This window comes from Geobacter sp. SVR, assembly GCF_016865365.1.
Classification (GTDB): Bacteria; Desulfobacterota; Desulfuromonadia; order Geobacterales; family Pseudopelobacteraceae; genus Pelotalea.
Map to the genome: position 1 here is coordinate 1386538 of NZ_AP024469.1, position 24860 is coordinate 1411397.

General features: G+C 59.2%; 27 protein-coding genes and 1 pseudogene. 6 read left to right on the forward strand and 22 right to left on the reverse strand.

Annotated elements, in window-relative coordinates; genetic code table 11:
- Nucleotides 1-67 precede the first annotated feature (67 nt).
- Both GSVR_RS06295 and pta read right to left on the reverse strand, forming a co-directional pair.
- Complete coding sequence (locus GSVR_RS06295; RefSeq protein ID WP_173196806.1) at nt 68-379, reverse strand: hypothetical protein; 312 nt, start codon at nt 377-379, stop codon at nt 68-70.
- 104 nt (nt 380-483) lie between these two features.
- A complete protein-coding gene (gene pta, locus GSVR_RS06300; RefSeq protein WP_173196808.1) occupies nt 484-1488 on the reverse strand; it encodes a phosphate acetyltransferase in 1005 nt (334 codons plus the stop codon).
- Between the two features lie 301 nt (nt 1489-1789).
- Here pta and GSVR_RS06305 point away from each other — a divergent pair, with 301 nt between their 5' ends.
- Nucleotides 1790-2371, forward strand: coding sequence for a TIGR00730 family Rossman fold protein (locus GSVR_RS06305; RefSeq protein WP_203978877.1), 582 nt, complete (start codon nt 1790-1792; stop codon nt 2369-2371).
- A 6-nt stretch (nt 2372-2377) separates the two neighbouring features.
- Nucleotides 2378-2716 (forward strand): MGMT family protein, encoded by a 339-nt coding sequence (locus GSVR_RS06310; RefSeq protein WP_239077474.1) that lies wholly within the window; start codon nt 2378-2380, stop codon nt 2714-2716.
- Nucleotides 2717-2938: 222 nt separating this feature from the next.
- Here GSVR_RS06310 and GSVR_RS06315 read toward each other — a convergent pair whose 3' ends face one another.
- From GSVR_RS06315 to GSVR_RS06330, 4 genes are all read right to left on the reverse strand, one after another.
- Nucleotides 2939-3694: a hypothetical protein gene (locus GSVR_RS06315; protein ID WP_173196812.1), complete on the reverse strand. Its 756-nt coding sequence runs from the start codon at nt 3692-3694 to the stop codon at nt 2939-2941.
- A gap of 6 nt (nt 3695-3700) precedes the next feature.
- Entirely contained in the window at nt 3701-4279 is a 579-nt protein-coding gene (locus tag GSVR_RS06320; protein WP_173196814.1) for a hypothetical protein, read from the reverse strand.
- 26 nt (nt 4280-4305) lie between these two features.
- Nucleotides 4306-4674 carry a hypothetical protein gene (locus GSVR_RS06325; RefSeq protein WP_173196816.1) on the reverse strand — a complete coding sequence of 123 codons (369 nt, stop codon included), beginning with the start codon at nt 4672-4674 and terminating at the stop codon, nt 4306-4308.
- A gap of 83 nt (nt 4675-4757) precedes the next feature.
- Nucleotides 4758-5255 (reverse strand): hypothetical protein, encoded by a 498-nt coding sequence (locus tag GSVR_RS06330; protein ID WP_173196817.1) that lies wholly within the window; start codon nt 5253-5255, stop codon nt 4758-4760.
- 446 nt (nt 5256-5701) lie between these two features.
- Between GSVR_RS06330 and GSVR_RS06335 the strand changes: the two genes are divergently transcribed.
- Entirely contained in the window at nt 5702-6061 is a 360-nt protein-coding gene (locus tag GSVR_RS06335) for a hypothetical protein (RefSeq protein ID WP_173196819.1), read from the forward strand.
- Nucleotides 6062-6158: 97 nt separating this feature from the next.
- On the opposite strand, the gene GSVR_RS06340 is transcribed toward GSVR_RS06335, so the two are convergent.
- The 16 genes from GSVR_RS06340 to hemW all read right to left on the reverse strand — a co-directional run bounded on the left by GSVR_RS06340 (nt 6159) and on the right by hemW (nt 22871).
- Nucleotides 6159-6917, reverse strand: a complete 759-nt coding sequence (locus GSVR_RS06340; RefSeq protein WP_173196821.1) for a cytochrome C biogenesis protein ResB — start codon at nt 6915-6917, stop codon at nt 6159-6161.
- A gap of 5 nt (nt 6918-6922) precedes the next feature.
- Nucleotides 6923-7642, reverse strand: a complete 720-nt coding sequence (locus GSVR_RS06345; protein ID WP_173196830.1) for a cytochrome c biogenesis protein — start codon at nt 7640-7642, stop codon at nt 6923-6925.
- Between the two features lie 167 nt (nt 7643-7809).
- The gene (trpB, locus tag GSVR_RS06350; protein WP_173196832.1) at nt 7810-9000 is read right to left on the reverse strand and encodes a tryptophan synthase subunit beta; all 1191 of its coding nucleotides are present in this window, start codon (nt 8998-9000) and stop codon (nt 7810-7812) included.
- A gap of 8 nt (nt 9001-9008) precedes the next feature.
- Nucleotides 9009-10691, reverse strand: coding sequence for a glycosyltransferase family 39 protein (locus GSVR_RS06355; protein WP_173196834.1), 1683 nt, complete (start codon nt 10689-10691; stop codon nt 9009-9011).
- Entirely contained in the window at nt 10688-11353 is a 666-nt protein-coding gene (locus tag GSVR_RS06360; protein WP_173196836.1) for a phosphoribosylanthranilate isomerase, read from the reverse strand. Before GSVR_RS06360 ends, GSVR_RS06355 begins: the two co-directional genes overlap by 4 nt.
- Nucleotides 11354-11476: 123 nt before the next feature.
- Complete coding sequence (locus GSVR_RS06365; protein WP_173196838.1) at nt 11477-12856, reverse strand: TrpB-like pyridoxal phosphate-dependent enzyme; 1380 nt, start codon at nt 12854-12856, stop codon at nt 11477-11479.
- Between the two features lie 92 nt (nt 12857-12948).
- Nucleotides 12949-14265, reverse strand: coding sequence for a homoserine dehydrogenase (locus GSVR_RS06370; RefSeq protein WP_173196840.1), 1317 nt, complete (start codon nt 14263-14265; stop codon nt 12949-12951).
- Between the two features lie 24 nt (nt 14266-14289).
- The gene (gene nusB / locus GSVR_RS06375) at nt 14290-14721 is read right to left on the reverse strand and encodes a transcription antitermination factor NusB (RefSeq protein WP_173196842.1); all 432 of its coding nucleotides are present in this window, start codon (nt 14719-14721) and stop codon (nt 14290-14292) included.
- Nucleotides 14721-15188, reverse strand: a complete 468-nt coding sequence (ribE, locus tag GSVR_RS06380) for a 6,7-dimethyl-8-ribityllumazine synthase (RefSeq protein WP_173196844.1) — start codon at nt 15186-15188, stop codon at nt 14721-14723. Before ribE ends, nusB begins: the two co-directional genes overlap by 1 nt.
- 157 nt (nt 15189-15345) lie before the next feature.
- Entirely contained in the window at nt 15346-16482 is a 1137-nt protein-coding gene (cbiD, locus tag GSVR_RS06385) for a cobalt-precorrin-5B (C(1))-methyltransferase CbiD (RefSeq protein ID WP_173196846.1), read from the reverse strand.
- Nucleotides 16483-16528: 46 nt separating this feature from the next.
- Nucleotides 16529-17170: a precorrin-8X methylmutase gene (locus tag GSVR_RS06390; RefSeq protein ID WP_173196848.1), complete on the reverse strand. Its 642-nt coding sequence runs from the start codon at nt 17168-17170 to the stop codon at nt 16529-16531.
- Nucleotides 17170-17553 carry a sirohydrochlorin chelatase gene (locus GSVR_RS06395; RefSeq protein ID WP_173196850.1) on the reverse strand — a complete coding sequence of 128 codons (384 nt, stop codon included), beginning with the start codon at nt 17551-17553 and terminating at the stop codon, nt 17170-17172. Before GSVR_RS06395 ends, GSVR_RS06390 begins: the two co-directional genes overlap by 1 nt.
- A gap of 148 nt (nt 17554-17701) precedes the next feature.
- Nucleotides 17702-19597: a molybdopterin-dependent oxidoreductase gene (locus GSVR_RS06400; RefSeq protein WP_173196852.1), complete on the reverse strand. Its 1896-nt coding sequence runs from the start codon at nt 19595-19597 to the stop codon at nt 17702-17704.
- Between the two features lie 83 nt (nt 19598-19680).
- On the reverse strand, nt 19681-20940 hold the full coding sequence (gene nuoF / locus GSVR_RS06405) for an NADH-quinone oxidoreductase subunit NuoF (protein WP_173196854.1): 1260 nt from the start codon (nt 20938-20940) through the stop codon (nt 19681-19683).
- 239 nt (nt 20941-21179) lie between these two features.
- Nucleotides 21180-21653 (reverse strand): NADH-quinone oxidoreductase subunit NuoE, encoded by a 474-nt coding sequence (gene nuoE, locus GSVR_RS06410; RefSeq protein ID WP_173196856.1) that lies wholly within the window; start codon nt 21651-21653, stop codon nt 21180-21182.
- Nucleotides 21654-21725: 72 nt separating this feature from the next.
- Nucleotides 21726-22871 carry a radical SAM family heme chaperone HemW gene (hemW, locus tag GSVR_RS06415; RefSeq protein WP_173196867.1) on the reverse strand — a complete coding sequence of 382 codons (1146 nt, stop codon included), beginning with the start codon at nt 22869-22871 and terminating at the stop codon, nt 21726-21728.
- 80 nt (nt 22872-22951) lie between these two features.
- Between hemW and GSVR_RS06420 the strand changes: the two genes are divergently transcribed.
- The 3 genes and pseudogenes from GSVR_RS06420 to GSVR_RS06435 all read left to right on the forward strand — a co-directional run bounded on the left by GSVR_RS06420 (nt 22952) and on the right by GSVR_RS06435 (nt 24829).
- Nucleotides 22952-23260, forward strand: coding sequence for a cytochrome c (locus tag GSVR_RS06420; RefSeq protein WP_173196870.1), 309 nt, complete (start codon nt 22952-22954; stop codon nt 23258-23260).
- 78 nt (nt 23261-23338) lie between these two features.
- Nucleotides 23339-23926 (forward strand): annotated as a pseudogene (locus GSVR_RS22005) (DUF507 family protein).
- Nucleotides 23927-23935: 9 nt separating this feature from the next.
- A complete protein-coding gene (locus tag GSVR_RS06435; protein ID WP_173197475.1) occupies nt 23936-24829 on the forward strand; it encodes an ATP-binding protein in 894 nt (297 codons plus the stop codon).
- Nucleotides 24830-24860: the final 31 nt, after the last annotated feature.

The following is a 24860-nucleotide window of genomic DNA, read 5'->3' on the forward strand; positions in this document are numbered from 1 at the left end:
GACACGGATAGCGCTCGCACACGACGATGTGGCAAGGAGCGGTCGGGCAGGGTGACGCAGGGGGATGTCAGCGGCGGGCGAAGAAGGTCTTCAGGGACTGCCCCAGCTCCCGGAACCTTTCGGTCAGTGATCGGGCCGCTGTGCGGCTTGCCTGGCCGGTCTGCTGGCCACCTTCCTTGAGGGCATGGCCCGTCTCATTGCCGAGCTTTTTGAATCCCTGGCCGATCTCCCTGCCCCCTTCCCTGAAGGCTTTGCCGGTGTCTTTGCCGATTTTCCCGGCTTCCCGGCCGATATTTCGGCCCGTTTGCCCCATGGAGGTGTCGGCCAGACAGGGGGAGCACAGGGACAGTACCAGGACGGAAATTTCGATCAAACGCATAATGTCTCTCCTCATGAGCATTGTACCAATGAAGGCGAAATCGGGGCAACAAAAAGGGCACGTCCGGTAGGACGCGCCCCTTTTCACAGCATCGATGCCGTCGATTATGCCTGTGCGGCCTGGACGGCGGTGATGGCCACCACGCTGACGATATCCTCCACCGAGCAGCCGCGGGAGAGATCGTTGACCGGCTTGGCCAAGCCTTGGATGATGGGGCCGACCGCCTCTGCCCCTGCCACGCGCTCGACCAGCTTGTAGCCGATGTTGCCGGCATCCAGGTCCGGGAAGATCAGGACATTGGCCTTGCCTGCCACCGGGCTGCCCGGAGCCTTCTTTTCGCCCACCTTGGGGAGCAGGGCCGCATCGGCCTGCAGTTCGCCGTCGATCAGCATGTCCGGCTTGATCTGTTTGGCGATCTCCATCGCCTTCAGCACCTTGTCGCAATCGGGATGGCTGGCGCTCCCCTTGGTGGAGAAGGAGAGCATGCCCACCCGGGCATCCACATCCAGAAAGGCCTTGCAGTTGCCGGCCGTGGCTACGGCAATCTCTGCCAGGGCCTGAGCGTCGGGGTTGGGATTGACGGCGCAGTCGGCGAACAGGACAATGCCGTTTTCACCGAAGCTGGGAGTTTTGGTAACCATCAGGAAAAAGGAGGAAACGGTCTTGATGCCCTTGGCAGGGCCCACGGTCTGGAAGGCTGCCTTGAGCACGTTGCCGGTAGTGCCGGTAGCGCCAGCCACCTCGCCCCCTGCATCGCCGCTCCTGACCATCATGCCGGCATAGTAGAGGTTGTCATCGGCAGTCAGGAGTTTCCTGGCCTCGTCTGCAGTCAGCCCTTTGCTCTTGCGCAGTTCGACCATCTCGGCCACGTACTGCTCCAGCTTGGGAGATGTCTTGGGATCGAGCAGTTCGACCCCTGCCAGGTTGATGCCCTTTGCTTCGGCTTCAGCCTTGATTTTGGCGGGATCGCCCAGAATGACGATCTTTGCCAGCTCTTCTTTCACGATCTTCTCGGCAGCGTACAGCATCCGCTCGTCGTAGCTTTCCGGCAGTACCACCGTCTGCAGGTTCTTCCTGGCCTTCTCCTTGATCTGGTCGACAAGATGCATTCTCCGGCTCCTCCTTTGATGGTTGATATATCAGGCAAAAGGTTGTGCTCTCTCGAATGGGTTCACATTTATAGGCGAAGATCAGGTGACGGTCAATAGAAAAGGCAGTAGAATCAGGCTTTTAGTGATATTGAAAAGCGTTAAAATATGATTAAACTATTCAGGGGGTTGGCCGCTTTCACGGGCGGTACGGAACGATAGGTGAAAAAGCGCTGTCGTCTTGCTTTCCCGATGTGCTAGGGTGTGCCGGCGGCAGCCTCCGAGGCGGCCTTCATGACAAGCTCAGGAGTAATCGATGAAAATCCGACGGATCTGTGTTTTCTGCGGTTCGAACCCCGGCAATGATCCTCATTTCATGGCAGGCGCGCGGAAGCTGGGAGAACTGCTGGTCAGCCAGGGGATCGGCGTTGTGTACGGCGGCGGGAACGTCGGTTGCATGGGAGCCTTGGCCGATGCGGCACTGGCGGCCGGTGGCGAGGTGATCGGCGTTATTCCGCAGGCCCTGCAGGACAGGGAGCTTGCCCACCCGGGGTTGACGAGCCTGCATCTGGTGGCTACCATGCACGAACGCAAGGCGCTGATGGCCGAACTGTCGGACGGCTTCATTGCCCTGCCGGGGGGGCTGGGCACCCTAGAGGAACTGTTCGAGATCGCCACCTGGAGCCAGCTCGGCCTGCATGCCAAGCCGCTCGCCCTGCTCAACGTCCACGGCTTCTACGATCACCTGGTGGCCTTTCTGGATCAGTGCGAGACAGAGGGGTTTGTACAACAGGCCAACCGCGACACGATCATCGTCGAGAGTGAGGCGGAGCTGGCACTGGAGCGGATAAGGAGCTACACTCCACCCCTGGTGCGCAAGTGGATCGACAAGCAGGAGATATGAGCGGGTATGAAAGGAACGGTGGGCATGTCCGGTTCCGCTGAGAAATATCAGGCTATTTACCGGGTAGTGGCCCGGATACCGAGAGGATGCGTGGCCACCTATGGTCAGGTCGCCGCCCTGGCCGGGCTTCCGGGGCGGGCGCGTCTGGTGGGATATGCTTTGCGTGTCTGCGACGACCGTGCGCTCCCCTGGCAGCGGGTGGTCAACGCCAGGGGGGAGATCAGCCTGCGGGACGATTGTATCGGCGACGCCGAACTGGTGCAGCGGCTGCGGCTGGAGAGTGAGGGGGTGCGGTTCGACGAGCAGGGGCGGATTCCGTTGGCTCGCTATCAGTGGCGGCCGTGAGGGAGGCTGTGTGGTAGAGGTTGAGGAAAAACTGTTGGTAAAACATTAAGTAAACAGGCATGTTATTTAAAAGATTAACGCCCTGTGGCTTGCAGTAGCCGCAGGGCGTTGTCGTTAGTCTCGATTTTTTTCGCATAACGGTAGCGTGGCGCACCAGCGCGTCAGCGCCTGTGTGCCGCCTCCTGGTTATGTACTTCACATTCTTGTGTATTTTTAACTTTACTATTTATTCAGTCGGTTTCTCTCTAATACAGGAAACCACTCAAGATATTCACGCAATTCGCGAAGCCGTTTTTTATTAGAAAATCGGTCAAAAAAGCCTCTGCTGATTCCCCAAGGTATTGCAAGCAAGAAACATGTTATAACTACAAACACAAAGTGGTTTGTTAGGTCTGATATTTTGCTAACAGGAAATGCTTGTTGTAAAATATAACTTACAAAATTTGATATTATTGCCAAAATAACACCAAACGAAATTATAGAAAATCTGTGCTCACCAAGTGATGCCAGGTGGGAAATTAACTCTTCATTTAATTTAACCAATATTTGCTCTCTTACTGATAATAAGTCAGTCTTTTCTTTGAATTTCTCACAAAACATAGAAAATTCTATGAATTTAATGTCAGGCTTGATTGCAATGATATTTTGCTTATAAATTTTAAGTTCGCCTTCAAATGTAGCTCTTAACCAAAAATACCTTATTATTATAGAAAATATTATGCTTGCTGCTAATGGAAGTAGCAGAATTAGTCCTAATTTGCCTTTAACGACTATTACAATGTAAAACATTGGGATAACAATAATATATATTACTAGCATCATTGGTAAGATATGTTTCCAGAAGAATTTTAGTTCAATTTGTTTTTTTAGATTTATAGATTGATTTAATGCTTCAATACTCATCATTCCTCCAGTATAACGGGTTGCCGCTGAGCCGCTAGCATAGCGAGTTGGCTCCAGTGGCGTGTTGAATTGCACTGCTTGTCATTGGCTTGATAGCCTCATAAGACTCTTCAGGCGTCGTCGGTATTCCTCAACTAATTCATACGAAATTCCTACTGAGTCTCCAAGCCCCCAGGGGCATGGTTCCCCAGCACTTTGGAAACGGTCTATTGTCGATTGGCTAATAGTTCGGGAACCATGAGCGATAAAATTCCGGGCTACGGCAACCTCAATAATGCCCGCACGACCTCCTAATACCTCGCTCCAGACCCGTCCTGTTTGGCTTAAAAGCTGTCCTCCCCACCCCTCAATCCCGCCAGGCAAGCGATCTCCTTCGCCCAAGCCGAGTTTGACTCGTGCATAGCACTCGCAGAGAGAATAACTGTATGTCAATACTATGAAATATAGAAGGTCTTCGTCTTGTAGTGTTCCAACATGTTCATCGACTGTAGCAGTGAAGCGACTGCTGCCATTTAGCGTTGTGATTCTAGCTGTACCCAAATCAGGAACTTGTAGGCTACTCCAAATATTTAATTCTCGTTCAAAGGCGATTTTAGAGGATTCAAGAAAACGTGTCAGCCGCTTCCACTCTTCCCAGACATCAGGTATTGAAAGTGCCATCGAACCCTCTTTTCTGCATTAATAATTTATTTTTTACCAACTGGAAGAGCTACAGGGATTGAAAATTGGAGTCGACTGCTCATGCTGCTCTCATCTGCTTGAGTACCGTCTTTTCCAAGCTTAATTCCAACTACAGTCACGCCAATACCCTCTTTACCATCCTTTTTAGTCGCGGAAGATACAGCAACGTCAAACTTTACCAAATGAACTGGACGCCGGTAATCTTGGTTTTCTTGTTCTTTAAGTAAAAACCCATAAACCTCTTCATTCTTACTTGAAGGCACAACATCCTTTGGATTGACTATAGTGCCAACACCAAGTAGCTCGCTATTAGTCTCAGCGATTGCCTCTGATATATCCTTGATTGCTTCTTTTATAAAATCTTTTAAATCCACGTTTTCCTCCTTCTTCGATTCAACGGGGTTGGCCATGACCCGCCCGCCCAGTCTTTTCGGACGGTCGGCGTCTATTAACGTGGTCATCCATTCATTTCGATTTCAAAGGGTGATCTATGAGCGTTCTCAACAAAACTCAGAAGCCTGTTGATATTCTCTAGGGCATATTCTCTGGTGTCTCGGGCTTCCCATTTGTTTTCAAAGTATTTTTCAAGAAACGGATATTCCGGCTCACCATCTACGTCATAGCGGCAATACTCTTTCCATGCTTCATCGAATTTTTCTCTTTTGTCGGCGGAGAGGTACAGGCGAAAGCGCAGCATGGCCTTAATTTGCTGAGGGAATGTTCTGTGGAGAATGTAGTAGACTTTTCCGATTCTATTTTCGTCGGGGTCGGGGTTTTCTCGGCAGTAGTACTTTTGGTCGAGACTCATCAAAGCGTCAAGAAAAGCCTCGTGAAAGTCGATGGCGGCTTTCTGCATTTCCTTTCTGTCGGAAACTCTTACGGCAGTGTTGTAGCCGATAAGACCTCCGATTGCAGTTCCGATGAGAGAAAAAATGACACTCATGTTGTTAGCCACAATGATTCCTCCAGTGATAACTCGGCAGAGCATGCCATTGGCGGGATTATCGGAATATTACTCGGCTCGGCTATTGTTCATTTTGGGGGGGAGTTCGGGGGATACCATACTTATCTCACTTTAAATATAGGTTTCCTGAAACGCCCCTATCCATTCTTTCGGCATCGCCGTTTTCCCGTGGGCCAGCTGTGACATACCGTAATTAATTCGGGCTAAGGTATGTCAGAACATCAATCATGTCAATGCCGCAAAAAAACGAAACAGCCCCATCCGGGTTACTCTCTGTTCGAAAAGTCAGGAGAAGGGACAAGCGTGACAGGCATTTGAATGCTCGAGATCTTGCAGCGCAGGTTTTGGTTGCTATGCTTTTCCATAGGAAGGTATGAAACACAGGGCTGGAACGGATGCCGAAGGCATCCCGATCCAATGGGGAAAGGAGAAACGAGATGCGGAAGAGTATCGTGTTTCTGGCAATGCTGGCGCTGGTGATAGCCGCACCAGCCACTCTGCCGGCCAAGGACAAGGTCGAGGGCGAAGTGGTCATGGCGGTGGGCAACAAGGTCAATCTCTTCCACAGCGGCACGGCCGACGTGAAGAAGGAAATCTGCATCAACGACGTGATCCCGGTCTTCCGGGAGTACGGGGGTGCCAAGAATCCCCGGTCAAAGGAGGTCGGGCAGGTGAAGGTGCTGTCCTATGCCGGGGAGCATTATTTCGAGGGGGAGGTCGTCAAAGGGGAGGTGAAGCCGGGGGATGTGGCCAAGAAGACGGGGGCTGCCTGCCTGATCCAGCCCTACCGGCAATAGTGCATCATTTTTAAAACCGCTGTGATTTCCGGGTCAACGATGCCCCGGAACCTTTTCTTCCCACTGGTTTATCATTCCGTAACCGATCAGTCATACTTCAATCAGTCGTCTCCTCATCCGCCGAGCCGTCGGTCTTCCCCCGCATATCGCCGTCCCGCTTCGACCGCAGCCACAGTACCAGCAGATTGCCGATAACGAAAGCGATCGCCCCGGACAGGGCCATGCCTGCGCCCGGTTCCCGGTGGACCTCAAGGAGTGCCCGGGGGTAGGGGGCGTTGACCGCCTGCTTGATATAGACGCCGTAGCCCTCGGAAAACCAGGGGTGATTGGGGCTGATCGTCACCCGCTGCGACGGGTTGCGGAGATCGGTAACCAATTCGGCGCTGAAGCCGAGCGGCATCCCCATGGGGGAGCCCTGTACCGTTATGGCCGCCACGCCGAAAGGCTGCCCGTCGGGAAGCTGCAGCAGTTCCCCCTGGTGGACTTCGAACTGCTGCACCGAGGAACCGAGGGCACTAATCAGATGGGCCGCCACGATCAGCAGGAAGCCGGCGTGCACAAGCTGTGGCGCAATCAGGGCAATGAAGCCGATGCGCCGCCAGCGCGCCATGACCGCATCCCAGGAGCAGAGCAGGGTGGTAATCACCACCAGGGCCAACAGCACCAGGGTCAGCCAGAGCCACCAAGAGTGGCTGACCGGCGTCTGCATCAGCCAGGCGAAGAACGGCATGAAGTTGATGGCTGCCCCCTGCTCACCCTTGAGCAGGAAGGAGCCGGCCGCCATTGCCAGGCAGAGCAGCGCCAGCAGCCAGAGCGAGAGTTGTAGCGATATGAGCGCGTTCCAGAGCCGTTTCATAGTGGTCAGAAGCTGTGCGAGCTTTTCATCAGCATGCTTACACCCAGGTAAGTGAAAAGCATCACGAAAAACCCGGCGATGCCCAGCCAGGCAGCAAGCCGGTCCCAGCGCGTCCCCTTGAGGCGCAGATGGAGGAACAGGGCGTAAAAGATCCACAGGATCGAAGTCCAAAGCTCTTTGGGGGTCCAGAGCCAATAGGTACCCCAGGCGTAGTATCCCCAGATACCCCCCGCCAGCATGGAGGCCGAGAAGAACGACCAGCCGGTCAGGGCGGTGCGGTACTGCAGTTCAAGCAGAGAGCGTTCGCCCTGGCCGAGATACCCGGCACAGAGCAGTGCACCGACCGCGAACAGGGCATAGGCGAAAAAGGCCAGTACCACGTGCGCTTCGAACCAGAGGGTGTCCAGGATCTGCGGCAGCGGCATGGCCGAGGCGGGGAACAGCAGGGCGAACAGGGCGAAAAAGCCGGCAGCCATACCGGAAGCGGTTCCGAACCACTTCTTGCCGGCCAGGGCTGGGGAGAAGGCGGTGGCAAGGGCCATCACGCCGATGGAGGCGGAGAAGAACGCCAGGGTATCATGGGGCCCGAGCAGAGGCAGGCGCCCCAGGGAGAGGCCGCGCATGCCCAAGTACACGACCTCGGCCGCAGCTCCGGCAGCAAGGAGCAGCCGGTTGGACGAGCCGAACATGTACAGGCAGATGGAGGAGATCAGGAGCGGTTTCACGGATGTAGCAATCTCCCGGTTGATTAGGGCAGATGGTAAAATTCGAGGTTGTTCAAAAATGGGCAGATCGTCGCACCCGCAGGAAGCCCCGCGGAGGTGTAGCAGCGCTACGCCGCACAAGGGGGCTGACGAGGACGGCGGCGAGATGCCCGTTTTTCAACAACCGTTTAGAACGCCACTCCCATGGCATCGGCCACGGTGTGCATATCCTTGTCGCCGCGTCCCGACAGGCAGACCACGATACTCTGGTCCCTGGTCATGGTTGGTGCCAGCTTCAGGGCATAAGCGATGGCATGGGACGACTCCAGGGCCGGGATAATGCCCTCCTCGCGCGCCAGTGCCTGGAATCCCTCCAGGGCCTCCTGGTCGGTGATGCAGACGTACTCGGCCCGGCCGCTGTCCTTGAGCCAGGCATGCTCGGGGCCGACGCCGGGATAGTCCAGGCCGGCCGAGATGGAGTGGGCGTGGGTGATCTGGCCGTGCTCGTCCTGCAGCAGATAGGTGCGGTTGCCGTGCAGGATGCCGGGGGAACCGGCGCAGAGCGGAGCGGCATGCTTGCCGGTCGCGATGCCGTATCCGGCCGCCTCGACCCCGATGATCCTGACCGATGTGTCCTTCAGGAAGGGGTAGAACAGCCCCAGGGCGTTGCTGCCTCCACCCACGCAGGCCACCAGTGCGTCGGGCAGGCGCCCTTCGGCCTGCCGGTGCTGGCGTTTGGCTTCCCGGCCGATAATGGCCTGGAAGTCGCGCACCATCATCGGGTAGGGGTGCGGACCTGCCACGGTACCGATGACGTAGAACGTGTCGGCAATGGTGCTGACCCAGTTGCGCATGGCCTCGTTCATGGCGTCCTTGAGGGTGGCGGTGCCAGCTGTGACCGGCGTGACCGTGGCGCCCAGCAGTTTCATGCGGAAGACGTTCTGGGCTTGGCGCCGGGTATCCTCCTCCCCCATGAACACCTCGCACTGCATGCCGAACAGGGCAGCGATCGTGGCGGTGGCCACGCCGTGCATGCCGGCGCCGGTTTCGGCGATCACGCGTTTCTTGCCCATCCGGCGTGCCAGCAGTCCCTGGCCGATGGTGTTGTTGACCTTGTGGGCCCCGGTGTGGTTCAGGTCCTCGCGCTTGAGGTAGATCCTGGCCCCTCCCAGCCGTTTGGTCAGCTTTTCAGCGAAGTAAAGCGGGTTCGGGCGGCCGACGTACTGGCGCAGGTAATACAGGTATTCTTCCTTGAACTCGCGGTCGTGGCGGTAATGCTGGTAGGCTTGTTCCAGCTCCAGCAGGGCGGGCATCAGGGTTTCGGGAACGTAGCGGCCGCCGTATGCGCCAAAATGGCCTTGTTTGTCGGGATAGTTCATGTTGTCACCTATGGTTGATGGAGAGGTCTGAAAAACGCCACCCGGTATGGTGTGGCTTCCGAATGGTAGACGGAATCAAGGGCAAAGCCCGGCGCCGCAGAGGCCAGTCCGGCATCGGGAACCTCCGCATTGTGGACCTCGATGACGAACAGGTCCACATGGTTCCGAACGGCATACCGATAGGTGGCGGGCGGGTCCGCCACCGGCAGGGCGGTCCAGAGGCCGTTCAGGTAGTAGATCATCTTGTTCCAGGCTACCATATAGTTTTTGCCGGGGCCATACCGGAGCGCGGCCCACTGGCCCGCTTTGCGGGCATCATCCGCGTAATTCAGCCGGACCGCGCGGCCGGGGTCGGGAACGGCCTTGACCGTTACCTTTGCGTCCTGTTTCGGGGAAAACATGCCGGTCAGCAACCCGTTGCCGTACCTGTCAAGGTAGTAGGCCATGAGGCCTGTTGTGCACACGATAACCACACCTGCAGCGGTTCTGTCCGTAAACAGCCTTCTGGCAGCATAAACCAGGCCGGCAGAGGCGAGTATGAGCAGTAGCGGCGCATAGGGCACCAGGTATTTCCACCACCCCTCGCTGAACACCGGTAGAATGAGGAGGATCAGGAACGGGGCGGCAATGGTTGCCTTCCTGCGCAGGGAGGAATCTCCCCACGAAAACAGAAACGACAGCGCTGCCAGAAACGTCAGGTACACCGGAAAGACATTGGGAAAGTGCTGCGTGCCGCTGTTGTTGGGGACCCGGCCGGGCAACTCCATCAGGAGGTTATGCAGGTAGACCCGGATGCTTTTCTCCGGATCCTGCAGGAGGTAACGTGCCAGATCGCCGATCCCTGAAGGCTGCTGCCATTTCAGCCTTCCGTCCGGGGCAAGGCCCCAGAGCTCATCGTTGCCCTGCTCCCCCTTGTTGTGGTCATGATAGATCCTGCCCTTCATCCAGATCAGGACGTAGGTCGCCTTGGGGCTGATGACGAACGTGCCGTAGTTTTTCTTGAGGAATGCCAGGTAGGGAGAGGACGCCAGGAAGAATACTACCACCATGATTGCCACGAGGCGGGGCATGAACGAACGCAACACCTGTCTGCCCTGTATTGCCAGCAGCGTCATGGATGTCAGGCCCATGATCAGGAAGCCTTCGGAACGGCTGAGATAGGCGCAGCAGAACAGGATACCTGCGCCTGCGGCATGCCACAACGAGTTGCGGGAGGCGGCACGGTCCAGCAGCCCCAGAGCGGTTATCAGAAAGACCGAATAGTAGATTTCCGGTTCCGTGGAGAAGGTGATGGCCAGAAAATGGGGTGTTACGGAGGAGGCCAGGGCCGCCACCAGCGCGATTCTGCGGTCGAACAGCCCGACAGCCAGGAAATAGACCGCGGCGGTCAGCAGCACCCCCATCACCGGGGCGACAAGGCCCGCAGTCCTGAGAAGGTCGTGCATGCCGAAGATGCTGTCCACTCCGGCAATGATGATGGAGGGCAACGGCGTGGCCCAGAGGGCCTGCCAGCCTGGCCCGATCCCCAACTGGATGTTACGGGCGATCTGAAGGTAAGTGTGGCCATCGGCGGATATGCCGGGGGGATGGTAGAACAGGCAGATCACCAGTGCCGAAAGGCAGAGGGGTATCAGGGGGAGCCAGCGCGAATCGATCAGACTTGTCCCGGATTGCTGCGTGCTGGCTGTCATCTCGCGTGCAGTCCCGGAAGGGAGGCGGGGGAGGCCGCCTGCCGGCCGGCTGAGGCATGTTTGGCAGCGGCGATGAAGTCCCGCACCAGCGCGGCATCCTTCCTGCCCGGCGCCGATTCGACCCCGCTGGAGACATCCACGGCATAGGGGCATACCCGCTTTACCGCCTCAGCCACGTTGGCAGGGGTCAGGCCGCCGGCCAGGATGATGCGGTGTGCGGCGGCCGCAACAGCGGCAATGTCCCAGTTGAAGGTCTGGCCCGTGCCGCCGTGGGCGGTCGGGGACCAGGCATCCAGCAGGCAGGCTGCCACACGGTAGCTGTCCACGCCGTCAAGGCTGGTGCTGTCCTTGATCCGGAAAGCCTTGATGATCCGGCGTCCGATCCCCCGGCAATAGTGCGGGGATTCGTCGCCGTGCAGTTGGATGAGATCCAGCCCGCACTGGTCGGCAATGCTGTTGACGGTCTGCTGTGTCTGATTGACGAACAACCCAACCGTATGCACGAAAGGGGGCAGCTGGCGGATTATGTCGGCAGCCTGCTCGGGGGCAATGTGGCGGGGGGAGGCCTGGACAAAGACGAAGCCGAGCGCATCGGCGCCAGCGTCAATGGCCGTCAGCGCGTCGTCAAGATTGGTTATGCCGCAGATTTTGACTTTGACCATAGATACAGGGATCAGGGACCGGGGACCAGGAACCGGTGAGAACCTGTCCATGGATTTACCCGTCCGGTTGTTAGGTTGCGTTGGGAGTAGAAATAGGAACCAGGACTAGAGGGGTGTAAAGCCTTACCGATCCCCGGTCCCTGGTCCCCATCCCCCGATTTTCGGCAGTTTCTCCAGCGCCGCCTTCACCATTGCATCCGGATATTCGTAATCCTCCAGATTGCCGGACAGGTAGGAGTCGTAGGCTCCCATGTCGAGCTGGCCGTGGCCGGACAGGCCGAACAGGATCGTGCGCTCCTTACCCTCTTCCTTGGCCAGCACCGCTTCGTCGATGGCGGCCCGTACAGCATGGGAGGATTCCGGGGCCGGCACGATGCCTTCGCTGCGGGCAAACAGCAGCGCACCTTCGAAGCAGGAGTTCTGCTTGTAGGCTTTGGCCTCGATCTGTCCGGCGGCGTACAGCTGGGAGACCAGCGGTGATTCTCCATGGTAGCGCAGGCCGCCGGCATGGATGCCGGGGGGCATGAAGTCGTGCCCCAGGGTGTACATCATGGCGATCGGCGCCACCTTGGCGGTATCGCCGTAATCGAAGGCATAGATACCCTTGGTCAGGGTGGGGCAGGAGGCCGGTTCGACCGCCAGGCAACGCACCTGTTTGCCGGTGGCCCGGTCGGCGATGAAGGGGAAGGCCAGACCGGCGAAGTTGGAGCCGCCGCCGCAGCAGGCGATCACCACGTCCGGGTAGTCGCCGGCGATCTGCAACTGCTCTTTGGCTTCCAGGCCGATCACGGTCTGGTGCAGGCAGACATGGTTCAGCACGCTACCCAGGGCGTAGTTGGTATCGGCATGGGTAGCGGCATCTTCGACCGCCTCGGAAATGGCGATGCCGAGGCTGCCGGGGCAGTCCGGGTCATGGGCCAGGATCGAGCGGCCGGAATTGGTGAATTCAGAGGGAGAGGGGATCACGTTGGCCCCCCACAGCTGCATCATGCTCTTACGGTACGGTTTCTGGGTGCAGGAAACCTTGACCATGTAGATCGTGCATTCCAGCCCGAACAGCGAACAGGCCAGGGACAGCGAGCTGCCCCACTGCCCGGCTCCGGTTTCGGTGGCCAGACGGCGGATGCCGGCCTGTTTGTTGTAGAAAGCCTGAGGTATGGCTGAATTGGGTTTATGCGATCCGGCCGGAGAGACCCCTTCGAACTTGTAGTAGATCTTGGCGGGAGTACCTAAGGCCTGCTCCAGCCGGCGGGCGCGGAAAAGCGGGGAGGGGCGCCACAGCTTGTAAATCTCGCGGACTTCGTCAGGAATGTCGATCCAGCGGTTGGGGGACATCTCCTGCTCGATCAGCGCCATGGGGAAGATCGCCAGCATGTCGTCCGGGGTGACCGGCTGCAGGGTTTGCGGGTTGATGACCGGGGCCAGCGGGCCGGGCATGTCCGGGATGATGTTGTACCATTGACGCGGAATCTGGCTTTCGCTGAGCAGAATCTTGGTGTTCATGATCTCTCTCCTGAAGTCAAAATATCAACGTCAAAGGCAATGGAACGCGGCCCCACAAAACGGGCCTGAAGAAAAGGCATTAAGTTTCTGGTCTATTCCAGGTTGTCCTCGATCCGGATGAAGCTGGTCTTTTCGCAGATGAAATCGAATCCGTCGATCTCCTTCAAGGCCGCCTGCACGGCGCCTTCGCGAGCCTCGTGGGTCATTATCACGATCGGAACCGGGGTTTCGTCGCCCGCCTGGTGGGAGGTCTGCATCATCGATTCTATGCTGATGCCGTTGCTGCCGAGTGCGCCGGCGATGGAGGCCAGTACCCCGGGCTTGTCAAGGGCGCTGAAGCGCAGCATGTACTTGCTGACGATTTCGGCCATCGGCTTGACCGGCAGGGTGGTGATCCTGTCGTCAAGGAAGCCGAGCGGCGCAATCCTGCGTCCGGCGCAGACCATCATGCTGCGGGACAGTCCCATCAGGTCCCCCACGATGGCGCTGGCGGTCGGATTCTGGCCCGCTCCGCGGCCGTAGAACATGACCGGGCCGACAAAGTCGCCGGTCAGGCGGATGGCGTTGAAGACGCCGTTGACGTCGGCCAGCGGGTTGTGCAGCGGGATCATGGTCGGATGCACGCGGGCTTCCACCTGACCGTTGGAAAGCTTGCCGATCGCCAGCAGCTTGATGCGGTAACCGAAATCCTGGGCAAATTTGACATCCAGTCCGCTGATGCCGGAGATGCCTTCGGTATGGATGTCGTTAAAGTCGATGCGCGTGCCGAAGCAGAGCGAAACCAGCACGGCCAGCTTGTGGGCCGTATCGATACCTTCTACATCGAAGGTCGGATCGGGTTCGGCGTATCCGAGTTCCTGGGCGGCCGTGAGCACATCGCCGAAATCGGCCCCCTCCTGGGTCATGCGGGTCAGGATGTAGTTGCAGGTGCCGTTCATGATGCCGAACACGCTGCCGAAGCGGTTGGCAGCCATGTTGCTCTTGATGGCCGTCAGTACCGGAATGCCGCCCCCCACCGAGGCTTCGAACTGTACCTCCACGTTGTGCTTGGCCGCCGCGGCATAGATCTCCGCACCGTGCAGGGCCAGCAGCGCCTTGTTGGCCGTGACGATGTGCTTGCCTTTTTCGATTGCCTTGAGCACGAAACTCTTGGCAGGCTCGTAGCCGCCGATCAGCTCGATCACCACCGAAATCTCGGGGTCGTCGAAGATGGCATTGACATCGGTGGTCAGGCAATCGGGATCGACCGTGACGCCCCGGTCGGAGGTGATGTCCAGATCGGCGATCCGCTTGAGGACGATACCGGTACCGACCTTGCCGCGGATCACATCCGCATTGTCCTGCAGCAGCTTGACCACTCCGGCGCCGATGTTGCCGAATCCTATCAGTCCAACCTTGATGTCGTTCATTTGGATGCCCTTTATAGTCAGAGTTTACTCTTCGTTCGTTTCTTCGGTCTTGGGGCAGGGCTCGATATCGTCGAGAATGCCGTTGACAAAGGCGGGCGAATCCTTGTCGCCGAATTTGCGGGCGATCTCGATGGCCTCGTTGATGGTGACCTTTTTGGGAATGTCAGGCCGGTACATCAGCTCGTAGGCTGCCAAACGCATGACGTTCAGGTCGACCCGCGGCATTCTGGCCAGCGACCAGTTCTTGGAACGGGCGCTGATGGCGGCATCGATCTCGGGCCGCCACTGCCGGACCCCGTGGACGAGCCCTTCGGCGAATTCCCGCACCCTGGCCGCAACCTCGGGCTGGTCTTCCCGGAAGGACTGCAGCGTTTCCCTCAGGCTGGCCGTCGGATTGGCATCCAGCGCATAGAGCATCTGCAGCGCCAGTTCTCGTGCTTCGCGTCGTAAACCCATTATTTCAGAGCCCTCAGCAGGTTAACGGTTTCAATGGCGGTTACCGCGGCTTCGAAACCTTTGTTGCCGGCCTTTGTGCCGGCCCGCTCCACAGCCTGCTCTATGGTATCGGTGGTCAGTACGCCGAAGACCACCGGCACTCCGCTGTCCAGCGAAACCGCTGCGATGCCCTTGGAGACTTCAGATGCGACATAATCGAAGTGGGGGGTGGAGCCGCGGATGACGGCACCCAGGCAGATCACGGCGTCGTACTTCCCGCTGTCAACCATCTTCTTGGCTGCCAGGGGGATCTCGAAAGCGCCCGGCACACGGGCCACATGGATATCCTTATCGTCGCCGCCGTGGCGGACGATGGCGTCGATGGCGCCCTCCAGCAGGCGCTCCGAAATGAAGCTGTTGAAACGGCTGACGATAACGCCCATCTTCTGGCCGCTGGCGTCCAGCTTTCCTTCAATGAATTGCGGCATGGCAACCTCCTCGCATGACGTAAAGAAATCGAAATATTAGCACAGTTTTTCAAGATGTATAAACCAAAATATACGGACAACGCGGCAGGCAATGATACTGACGGCGACTCGACGCCGAACTCCGTACCTATCAGCTCGTGTGCACTTCGGGAGCGGGTCAGGAGCTGAAGGCAATTTTTCCGGTATAATCGGCTATCAGAAAGGAGGGAAAAACATCCGGGGCATAGCTGTGGGCGGCCCGGGAGGCATGGTCGCAGACCAGTTTCAGCAGGTCGGTGTCGAATCCGCCGGCAACGACGATTTCACGGGCGGTGTTGGCACCGCCGATGAGGTCAAGGAGCGGCTGCGGGAGTCGCTGCCGCTCGGCCCAACCGCGCAGGGTCGCCAGATCCAGGTCCGAGGCGGCGGCATGAGTGTTCTCATGACCGCAGGCGATCTTGAGCAGCTTCGCGAACTGGCAGGCGAGCAGCGGCCGGTAAAAGCCGCGTTGGCTGCAAGCCTTCAGGGCATGGGCGACATGGTCCCCCATCATGATGCAGGCCTCTTCAGGCAACAAGGCAGGGAACGTGCCAGCCCTGCCCGGTTCGAGCAAGGCGTGTCCTGCCTCTTCAAGGTGTCGTTGCGCCGCCAGCTCGCTGGTACGCCCGGTCGAGAGCATCACGGTAGGGCAGCCACAGGCCCGGGCCACATCCAGGGCCGTGTCGATGGTGTCGGTCCAGGCCTTGGCTGAAATGGGGCGGACAATCCCGGTGGTGCCGAGGATCGACAAGCCACCGACAATGCCGAGACGGGCGTTGAGGGTTTTTTGGGCAAGCGCTTCGCCGTTGGGTATGGAGATAGTGACGAGGATGGAGCATGGGGAGAAATGAGCGGGAAAAACGCCTCGCACCGCCTCTTCGATCATCTGCCGCGGAACAGGGTTGATGGCCCATTCCCCCGGTGCAACTGCCAGACCTGGTTTTGTGGCCTTGCCGATACCGATACCTCCCTGGATGACAATATGGCTCTCCTCTTCGGGAGAGGGGGGCGAGGGGGGATTCACCGTCACCACGGCATGCACCTCGGCGCCGTTGGTCACATCCGGATCGTCGCCGGCATCCTTGATCACGAAGCAGGCGGCAGATGCAGCATCGAAGCGCTGCCCGTGCAGGCCGAAGCCGGCAGTGACTCCGGCCGGCAGTTCGATACTCACTTCGGCGACCGACTCCTGCCGGACCAGCATCAACGCCGCCCCCTTGGCGGCTGCAGCAGCGCAGGCGCCGGTAGTGTAGCCGTGGCGAAGCATTTTTCCCATCGTCAGTTCACCTGCATCAGGGGCGCCGCATATCGCTCATGTCCCATTACCGGCACGATTCGGCAGCCAGGATCGCCAGGGCGTTCACCACTGCTGCCGCTATGTTGGAGCCCCCCTTGCGTCCCATATTGGTGATAAAGGGTGCCGGGTGCTGCATGGCTGCCAGAGCCTTCTTGCTCTCCTCGGCACCGACGAATCCGACCGGTAGCCCAATGATCAGCGCCGGGTCGGCCTGGCCGTTCTCCATCAGGCGCAACAGCTCGAAAAGTGCCGTGGGGGCGTTGCCGATCACGAAAATGCGGTTCGCGGAATCGGCCACTCCCTTGCGCATGGCCGCGATGGAGCGGGTGATGCCCTCCCGGGCGGCCAGTTCGGCCACGTCCGGATCTGCCACATGGCATGACACGCGGCATCCGAAGCGTGCCAGCCGGGCCCGGCTGATGCCGGCCATGGCCATGTGCGTGTCGGTGACGATGCCGTGGCCCTGTGACAGCGCCGTCAGCGCCCGTTCGACCGCACCGTCGGAAAAGACGGTGGTGCGGGCGTATTCGAAATCAGCGCTGGTGTGGATGGCGCGCCGGACCACCTGCCACTCGGCTTCCGGCCAGCCGTGCGCGCCAGCCTCGTCATCGATGATGCTGAACGAAAGCGCCTCGATCTCTTCCGGTTTCAGGGTCAGCGAATCCATCAGCGCCACCCGAGCCGGTCCAGGGCCTCTCCGATCCGCTCGGCCTGGATCTCGGCCAGTTTGCGGTGCGCACCCAGGTGTTCTCCCATTTCCATCACCAAGTCCGGATAGCGCTTTTTCGCCTCGGCGATCTCCTCGGGCAGATCGTGGAGCACGTGCGCTCCCATGAAGAGAAAGTAGGGCATCAGCAGGATCCGTTCGGCACCTCTGGCCACGCAGGCGTCGATCCCTTCCTGGATGTTTGGTGCGTGCATCTCGCGGAACGAAACCTCGACGATCTCAAAGCCGGTCATCTGCTGCACCATGGCGGCTACTTGGCGGGCAGCGTCGTTTGCAGTGGCGATGCGGCTGCCGTGAGCCATCATCAATATTGCGGTCTTCATCAAATGTTTCCTTTCCGGGGTGGTAAAGCGGTGGATCTGGCCGGGGGCAAGATCAGCCTTGACGTGCGGGGCGCATGCCGAAAGGGGGGGATGCTGCTTTCAGCCCTGCGTGCTGCGGTGTTGGCGGAACCGTGTGGTGTGCGGTTCTTTAACGGATCGGGATCCCTTCCCCGGAGCTATCCAGGGTGTTCAGTGATGCCCAGCATCCACTGAGCGGGTGGCGGTACTCCCCACCCAGGCGGTACAGCAGATCCGAGATAATCTGCCAGGATGGGCGCAGATCACCTCCAGGTGCCTCTTTTCCGAACTCGCGGGGAGGGTGGCGGTCAGGATCGAGTCCCTTGATCGGCAGCCCGGGCCGCATGACCTGGTCGAAGCGTTGGGCGCGCCCCTCGTTGTTGACGAAGGTGCCTTCCATCTCCACCCAGGCCGTCGCAGGGAGTGTCACTTCGGCCCTCTGCATCACGCTCCCCGCTTGCCAGTCCACGGAGGCCAGTACCCGTACCCCTGGCGGAAGTTCCGCCAGATCGGCTTCGAAGGAGAGTATCCCTTTGACGGCGCCGCTTGCCAGGGCCTCGGAAAGCGCCATTGCACCGTATTCCCGGGCCAGCACTGCGCACCCGAAGGCGTTGGGCCCGTTCAGGATAAAGGCATGTCTGGCCGCGGACTCATCTGTCTTCGGCATGTCCGTTCCGGGGCGGTGAATCACCACACCCCGCTTGGCCTCGGTCAATGGCACATCTGCCGGGGATGTTACAGTCACTATCCGGTACATATCGCCGGCTTCCCGGGAATCGGTGCGGTTGCCAGCTGAGGCAGCTTCTGGGACGATCTTGTAGATCCGGGCGCCGTTGCGCCAGGCCTGGCGTACTGCCAGGGCCATCATCGGAGCCTCTGCCAGCAGGTCCCCCTCCGGCAGAACGATCAGGTCGGCCGCTCGGACGTCGGCCAGCGAGGCCGGACCGCCCGGAGTGACCCGTTCGGCGGCTTCCATGGCATGCCGGGCCTCTTCCGCATTCGGAAAGTAGCTGAGCATGCCGGCGCCGGTCAGCTCCTTCAGGCGGGCCGCCATGATATTGCCCTCGTGGCTCATGCGGGGAGAGCCGACGATGGCCAAGGCCTGCGGTCCGTGCACGGTGAGGAATTCCCTCAGCCGTTCCGCCAGCGTGCCCAGGGCGGCATCCCACTCGACCGGGGTGCCGTCCACCAGCGGCTGGCGAGGACGGTCGGGTGCATTGACGGCGGCATTGGAAAAGCGCCCCCGGTCGCAGATGAACCAGCCGTTGACGGCGTCGTTCCTGCGGGCCACGACCTTGAGCAGCTCACGGTAGCGTGCCGCCGGGATCGTGTTGCAGCCAAGGGAACAGTGGGGGCAGATAGAGGCTGCCATGTCGTAATCCCAGTAGCGGGCGCGGAAGCGGGCGGTCTTGTCGGTGAAGACCCCGGTGGGGCAGATATCCACCAGGTTGCCTGAAAAGGGGGATTCCAACTGGCCATCCTGCTGCCGTCCGAAGTAGATCATGGAAGCCCGGCCCATGGCGCCGAAGTCGGTGCTGCCGGCATATTCCTGATAAAATCGCACGCAGCGGTAACACTGGATGCAGCGATTCATCTCGTGCTCGATGTAGGGGCCGAGAAACTGATTGAGATAGGTCCGTTTCCTGCCGTCATAGCGGCGGCGGCCGTGGCCTCCGGCAATGGTGAAATCCTGCAGCAGGCACTCGCCCCCTTCATCGCAGACCGGGCAGTCGTGGGGGTGGTTGATCATCAGCCACTCGATGACGCTTTTGCGCATGGCCAACGCTTCGTCGTCGGTGGTCGAGACGACCATGCCATCCTGGGCCGGTAGCATGCAGGACATCTGCAACCCTTTGGCGGGACCATCCAGGATCTTGACGGCGCAGACGCGGCAGGCACCGGCCTTGCCCAGAGCGGGATGCCAGCAGAAATGGGGGATGGGGATGCCGACGCTGTGAGCCGCATCCAGCACGTTGGTCCCTTCGGAAACCTCAACCGGTATGTTGTCGATGATTAATTTCGGCATGCCGTCTCAGTCCAATATCAGAGTCTGCCACAGAAACAGTGGAGAAATCCCGGAACACGAAGCTCCGGCAAAGATCAATGTCTTCAAAACGGGCAGGTACCTTTGGTGATGTGCTCCCTGATCTCATCCTCGAACAGCCGCAGCAGTCCCTCCACCGGTCCCATGGCGCCGGGGGCCAGGGCGCAGAAGGCATAATTCAGGCGGTGGACATGTTCCCGCAATATATCGATGTCTGATGGGGTCCCGTGCCCCTGCTCGATCTTGTCCAGGATGTGCACCACAAATGGCAGCCCTTCTCGGCAGGGGGTGCACCAGCCGCATGATTCGCGGGCGAAGAAACGGGTCAGGTTGAGGGTTGCGGCGACCATGCAGGTGGTGTGGTCGAAAACGACGATGCCGCCGGTGCCCAGGCGGGAACCGGCCTTGGCCACCGGATCGAAATCCAGCGGCACCTGCCAGTGTTCCTTCGTGAGGTAGGGGGTGGAGGCGCCGCCGGGAATGCAGGCCTTGAAGCTGCTACCGGGACGCATGCCGCCGCAGGGGCCGTCGATGACCTCGCCCAGGGTGATGCCCAGCGGCAATTCCAGGCATTCGCAGGAGCTGACGTGGCCGCTGATGCAGAAGAGCTTTGTACCGGCAGCCTCGGGCGTGGCGGCCTGCGCTTTCCACCACTCCGCGCCCCGGCCGATGATGGCGGGGATGTTGGCCAGTGTTTCCACGTTATTGACCACGGTCGGCTGGCCCCACAGCCCCTTGACGGCCGGAAAGGGGGGCTTGGCGCGCGGATTGGCGCGCTTGCCTTCCAGGGCATTTATCAACGCGGTTTCCTCGCCGCAGATGTAGCGTCCGGCCGACTGGTGCAAGTCCAGCGTCAGATTGAAATTGGTGCCGTGAATGCCGGAACCCAGGAAACCCGCTTTTTGGCTCTGGAGAATGGCTTCGGCCAGTTCGGCCGCCCCCTTCTCGTAGCCGCGCCGGATGAAGATAAAGGCATGCTCGACCCCCAGGGCATAGCAGGCCAGGGCCATGCCTTCCACCAGCAGATAGGGGTTTTTTTCCAGCAGTACGCGGTCCTTGTAGGTGCCCGGCTCCATTTCGTCGCAATTGCAGATCAGGTAGCGCGGTCCGGGCAGGTCGCGCGGCACGAACGACCACTTCCTGCCGGTGGGAAATCCGGCCCCCCCGCGCCCGCGCATGCCGGAGTCGATCACCGCCTGCTGGACATCGTCCGGGGACATCTCCTGCAGTGCCTTGCGCAGGGCGGCATAGCCCCCTTCGGCACAATATTCGTCGAAGCGTACAACCCGGTCCGGCCGGTTATGCCTGAAGAGAATCTGTTCCATGGCGGGCCTACGTTACCGCTGTTTGCCGCGGTTTTCAAGAGGTTTTGATGAAGTCCGGCCTATGAGCTTCAGCCTATAGTATACCTCACCTATGGCAGGGGGCTTTGCGTGCGCTTCTTTTTGCAATGGTTAGCGGGTGATCGGAAAAGGGGAAAGCGTGGATTCGATGCTGCAAAACAGTTCAGGAAGAACGGGAGGGGGAGAGGCAACAGATTGGCAAGGATGCGAGAGGTTCCCCGTCAGGGTGCAGAGGGCAGCCCGGAAATGATCTGTTCCGCCTTCTCCATGCTGACCGGACCGTACAGGCGGTCTCCGATCATAAGGGCCGGTCCGTCGCCGCAGTTACCGAGGCATGAACAGGGCACCAGGGTAATGCTGCCGTCGTCCGTGGTTCCGCCTGCACTGACGTTCAGGCGTTGTTCCAACTGCTTCAACAGGGTTTCGCCACCCATGGCCCAGCAGGAAATCGAATCGCAGACATGGATAACCGTCCGTCCCACCGGCCGGCGATAGATCATCTCATAGAAGGTGGCCAGCTCCTCCACCTGAAGCGGCGAGAGTCCCAGCACATCGGCAGCCTCGCCGACCGCCTCGTCCGTCAGCCAGCCGTAATGCTGCTGGAGCGCCTTCATCACGTCCACTGCGGCTTCGCGGGGGGTGATGGCTTCTTTTACTCGGTGGAGCAGTTCCTGTTTCAGCGCTTGAGGAATCATGGGCCTATTATAAGGTGTTTGCGAGAAGTGGCAAGGAGAAATGACGCTGGCATTTTGACAGTTTTGACGTCGTTAGGGCAGAAACATGGCAAAGACCCGGTTGGAGAGCAGCATGCCTTTGCGCGTAAGGCGTACCGAACAGTGATCCGCCTCCATCAGCCCTGCTTTTGACAGCTTCTGGAATATTTCACCGTACAATGTTACGGGGGACTGGCCGAATTCCTTTTCGAAGGCAGCAAAGCGGATGCCTTCGGCCAGGCGCAGCCCCAGGTACATGAACTCGGCCATGGCTTCCTGACGTGACAATTTCGAGACGTCGCAGCGGGGCAGGTCGTTGCGGTCGAGCGCGGCAGCATAGCCCTCCAGATCGGGTACATTGCCGAACCTGGTGCCGCAGGCGCTGTCCCGCAGGAAAGAATGGGCGCCGGCTCCCAGCCCGAGATACCCGTCACGGTGCCAATAGCCGCTGTTATGGCGCGAGCGGAAGCCGGGACGGGCATAGTTGGCGATCTCGTAATGGTCGTAGCCGCCGGCGGTCAGCAGCGTGTCGGCCTCTTCGAACATGTCAGCCGCCAGGTCCTGGTCGGGCAGAGGCGAATCGTCGGCATAGCGCTCGGCAAAGGGGGTGCCTTCCTCAATGCTCAGGCCATAGACCGAGATGTGTTCGGGCGCCATTCGCAGCGCCTGTTCCAGATCCAGGCGCCACATGGCCGGGGTCTGGCCCGGCAGGGCATGGATCAGATCGATGCCGATGTTGCCGAAACCGGCCCGGCGTGCCGACGTTATCGCATCCACTGCCTGGGCAGGCGAATGGATGCGCCCCAGCAAGGCCAGCATGCGGGGATCGAAGGACTGAACCCCGATCGAAAGCCGGTTGATGCCGGCCGTCCGAAACGCCTTCAGGCAGCGGTCATCGATGGTGGCAGGATTTGCCTCCAGGGTAATTTCGGCATCATCCTTCAGATCGAACAGTCCGTTGACCCGTTCCAGGAGGGCCGCGACCTGGGAAGGGGGCAGCAGCGACGGCGTTCCTCCCCCGAAGTAGACCGAATCCAGCGGGCCTGCGGTGGCGACCTTCTTACGTACCGCTTGCATCTCTTTGAGCAGCAGGGCGACGTAATCGTCGATCTCCCCCTCTCTTCCCTGGCTGGAGACGAAGGCGCAATAGGGGCATTTGCTGCGACAGAAGGGAATATGGACATAGATGCGGGTAAACATATGGTTGCAATTTTAGGCGGATTCAGTACAATAAGTCCACATTTTATGCCGTTGTTATCAGACCCCAAGGAGTCGAGAAAATGAAAAGAGCATTGACGTTGATTGCCGCATTCGCCGCCGTGGCACTGCTGACCGTGGCAGCCCAGGCCGAGAACAAGGGAGAGCAGATTTTTGCCCAGAAGTGCGCCATGTGCCACAAGGCTAATGGCAAAGGGGGCGCCATCGGCCCCGACCTGTCCAAGATTTCTGCCCGGATGAAGGAGCAGGATCTCAAAGGCAAGCTGGAAAATCCGAAGAAATCCAATCCTTCCAGCTCCATGCCGAGCTTCAAGACCCTCCCCAAGGCAGATATGGATGCCCTGGTAGGGTACCTCAAGACCCTGAAATAGAGGAACAGCAGATGGGGCCTGCCGCCAGGCAGGCCTCTTGCGAAGCTCCCCCACTAATCTTTTCCCCACAGGCATTTCATGCGATTAAAGCAGGAACAGATAAAACACCTGGCAGATAAAATCTACGGTGACCTGTTCACCGAAGGGCTGATCGCACCGCGACGCGATCGCGGCGCCGCGGTGAACGGCATTGCCGGGGCGATCCTTAATGATATCAGCCGAGAGCAGACGCTGGAGCGGGACGCCGAGCGGATGCTGGACGATACTATTGCTGCCATGGGGCGTGGCGGGGCCGATATCGACCGCCGCAAAATGTTGCGGATGATCAAGGAGAAGTTGGCCAAGGACCGTAAGATCGTCCTCTGAGAGATCTCTCCACTGCGGTAACGAAAGGGAATCAGGTGCATGTCACTGTCCGAAGACCGCATTTCCAATCTGTCGCACGAGATCATGGAACGCCTGGGGCGCGACGATCTCGCCGATTTCCCGGATAAAGCCCGGGCGCTGTCCCGTATCAAACAGACACTGTCCTCGTTCTTTCTGGCGGCAGAGGAGATCGACGAGGCGGTGCGTGCCAAGCTCAGAAACAGGGCACAGGGCAGCCGCGACTGGGATGTGCTCTACCAGAAGTTTTTTCTGGAGGAGCTGGTGAGGAGAAAATTGTGATTCCGGGCCATCATGCTTGACCCCGCATTAACCGCTCAGCTCAAACGGGTGCTGACCTCGCTGGAACAGCTCCTGCCCCGTCCGATCCCCTCGATCGACTGGACCGCCACCATTGCCGCCAATTGGCGCAAACATTCCTTTGTCGGCTACCTGGAACCGCTTGAAGACGTCGAACGGATAGCCCTGCCGGACCTGCTCGGCATTGATGAGCAGAAATCGGTGGTGGAGGAAAATACCCGGCAGTTTCTGGCCGGGCTGCCGGCCAACAACGTGCTGTTGTGGGGCACGCGTGGCACGGGCAAGTCATCGCTGGTTCGCGCCATTCTGAACAGTTACGCCGACCGGGGGCTGCGGGTGATCCAGGTCGACAAGGATGATCTGGTGCACTTGCCGGATATCGTCGATGCCGTCAAGGGGCAGCCATTCCGCTTCATCATTTTCTCCGACGATGTTTCCTTCGAGGTGGGTGAGTCCAGCTACAAGATGCTGAAGAGCGCCCTGGACGGCTCAGTCTACGCCCCACCGGAGAATGTGTTGATCTATATCACCTCCAACCGGCGTCATCTGCTGCCCGAATACGAAACCGACAACCTCGGCGCGATGCTGGTCAAGAACGAGATCCATCACGGTGAGACTACCGAGGAGAAAATTTCTCTCTCAGGGCGCTTCGGACTGTGGGTCGCATTCCATCCTTTCAGCCAGGAGCAGTATCTGGAGGTCGTCTGCCAGTGGATCGGCAGGCTCTGTGCCCGGATGGGATCCGAGCCGTTCTGGGATGAGGAGAGCCGACAGGCCGCCATCCTCTGGTCCCGCCAAAAGGGAGACAGTAGCGGCCGCATCGCATACCAGTTTGCCAGCCATTGGGTTGGAAAGTGCCTGCTTGCGGGAGTCAGGGAATCCTGATCGATTTGCTCCGTTCGATGACCATGTTTTC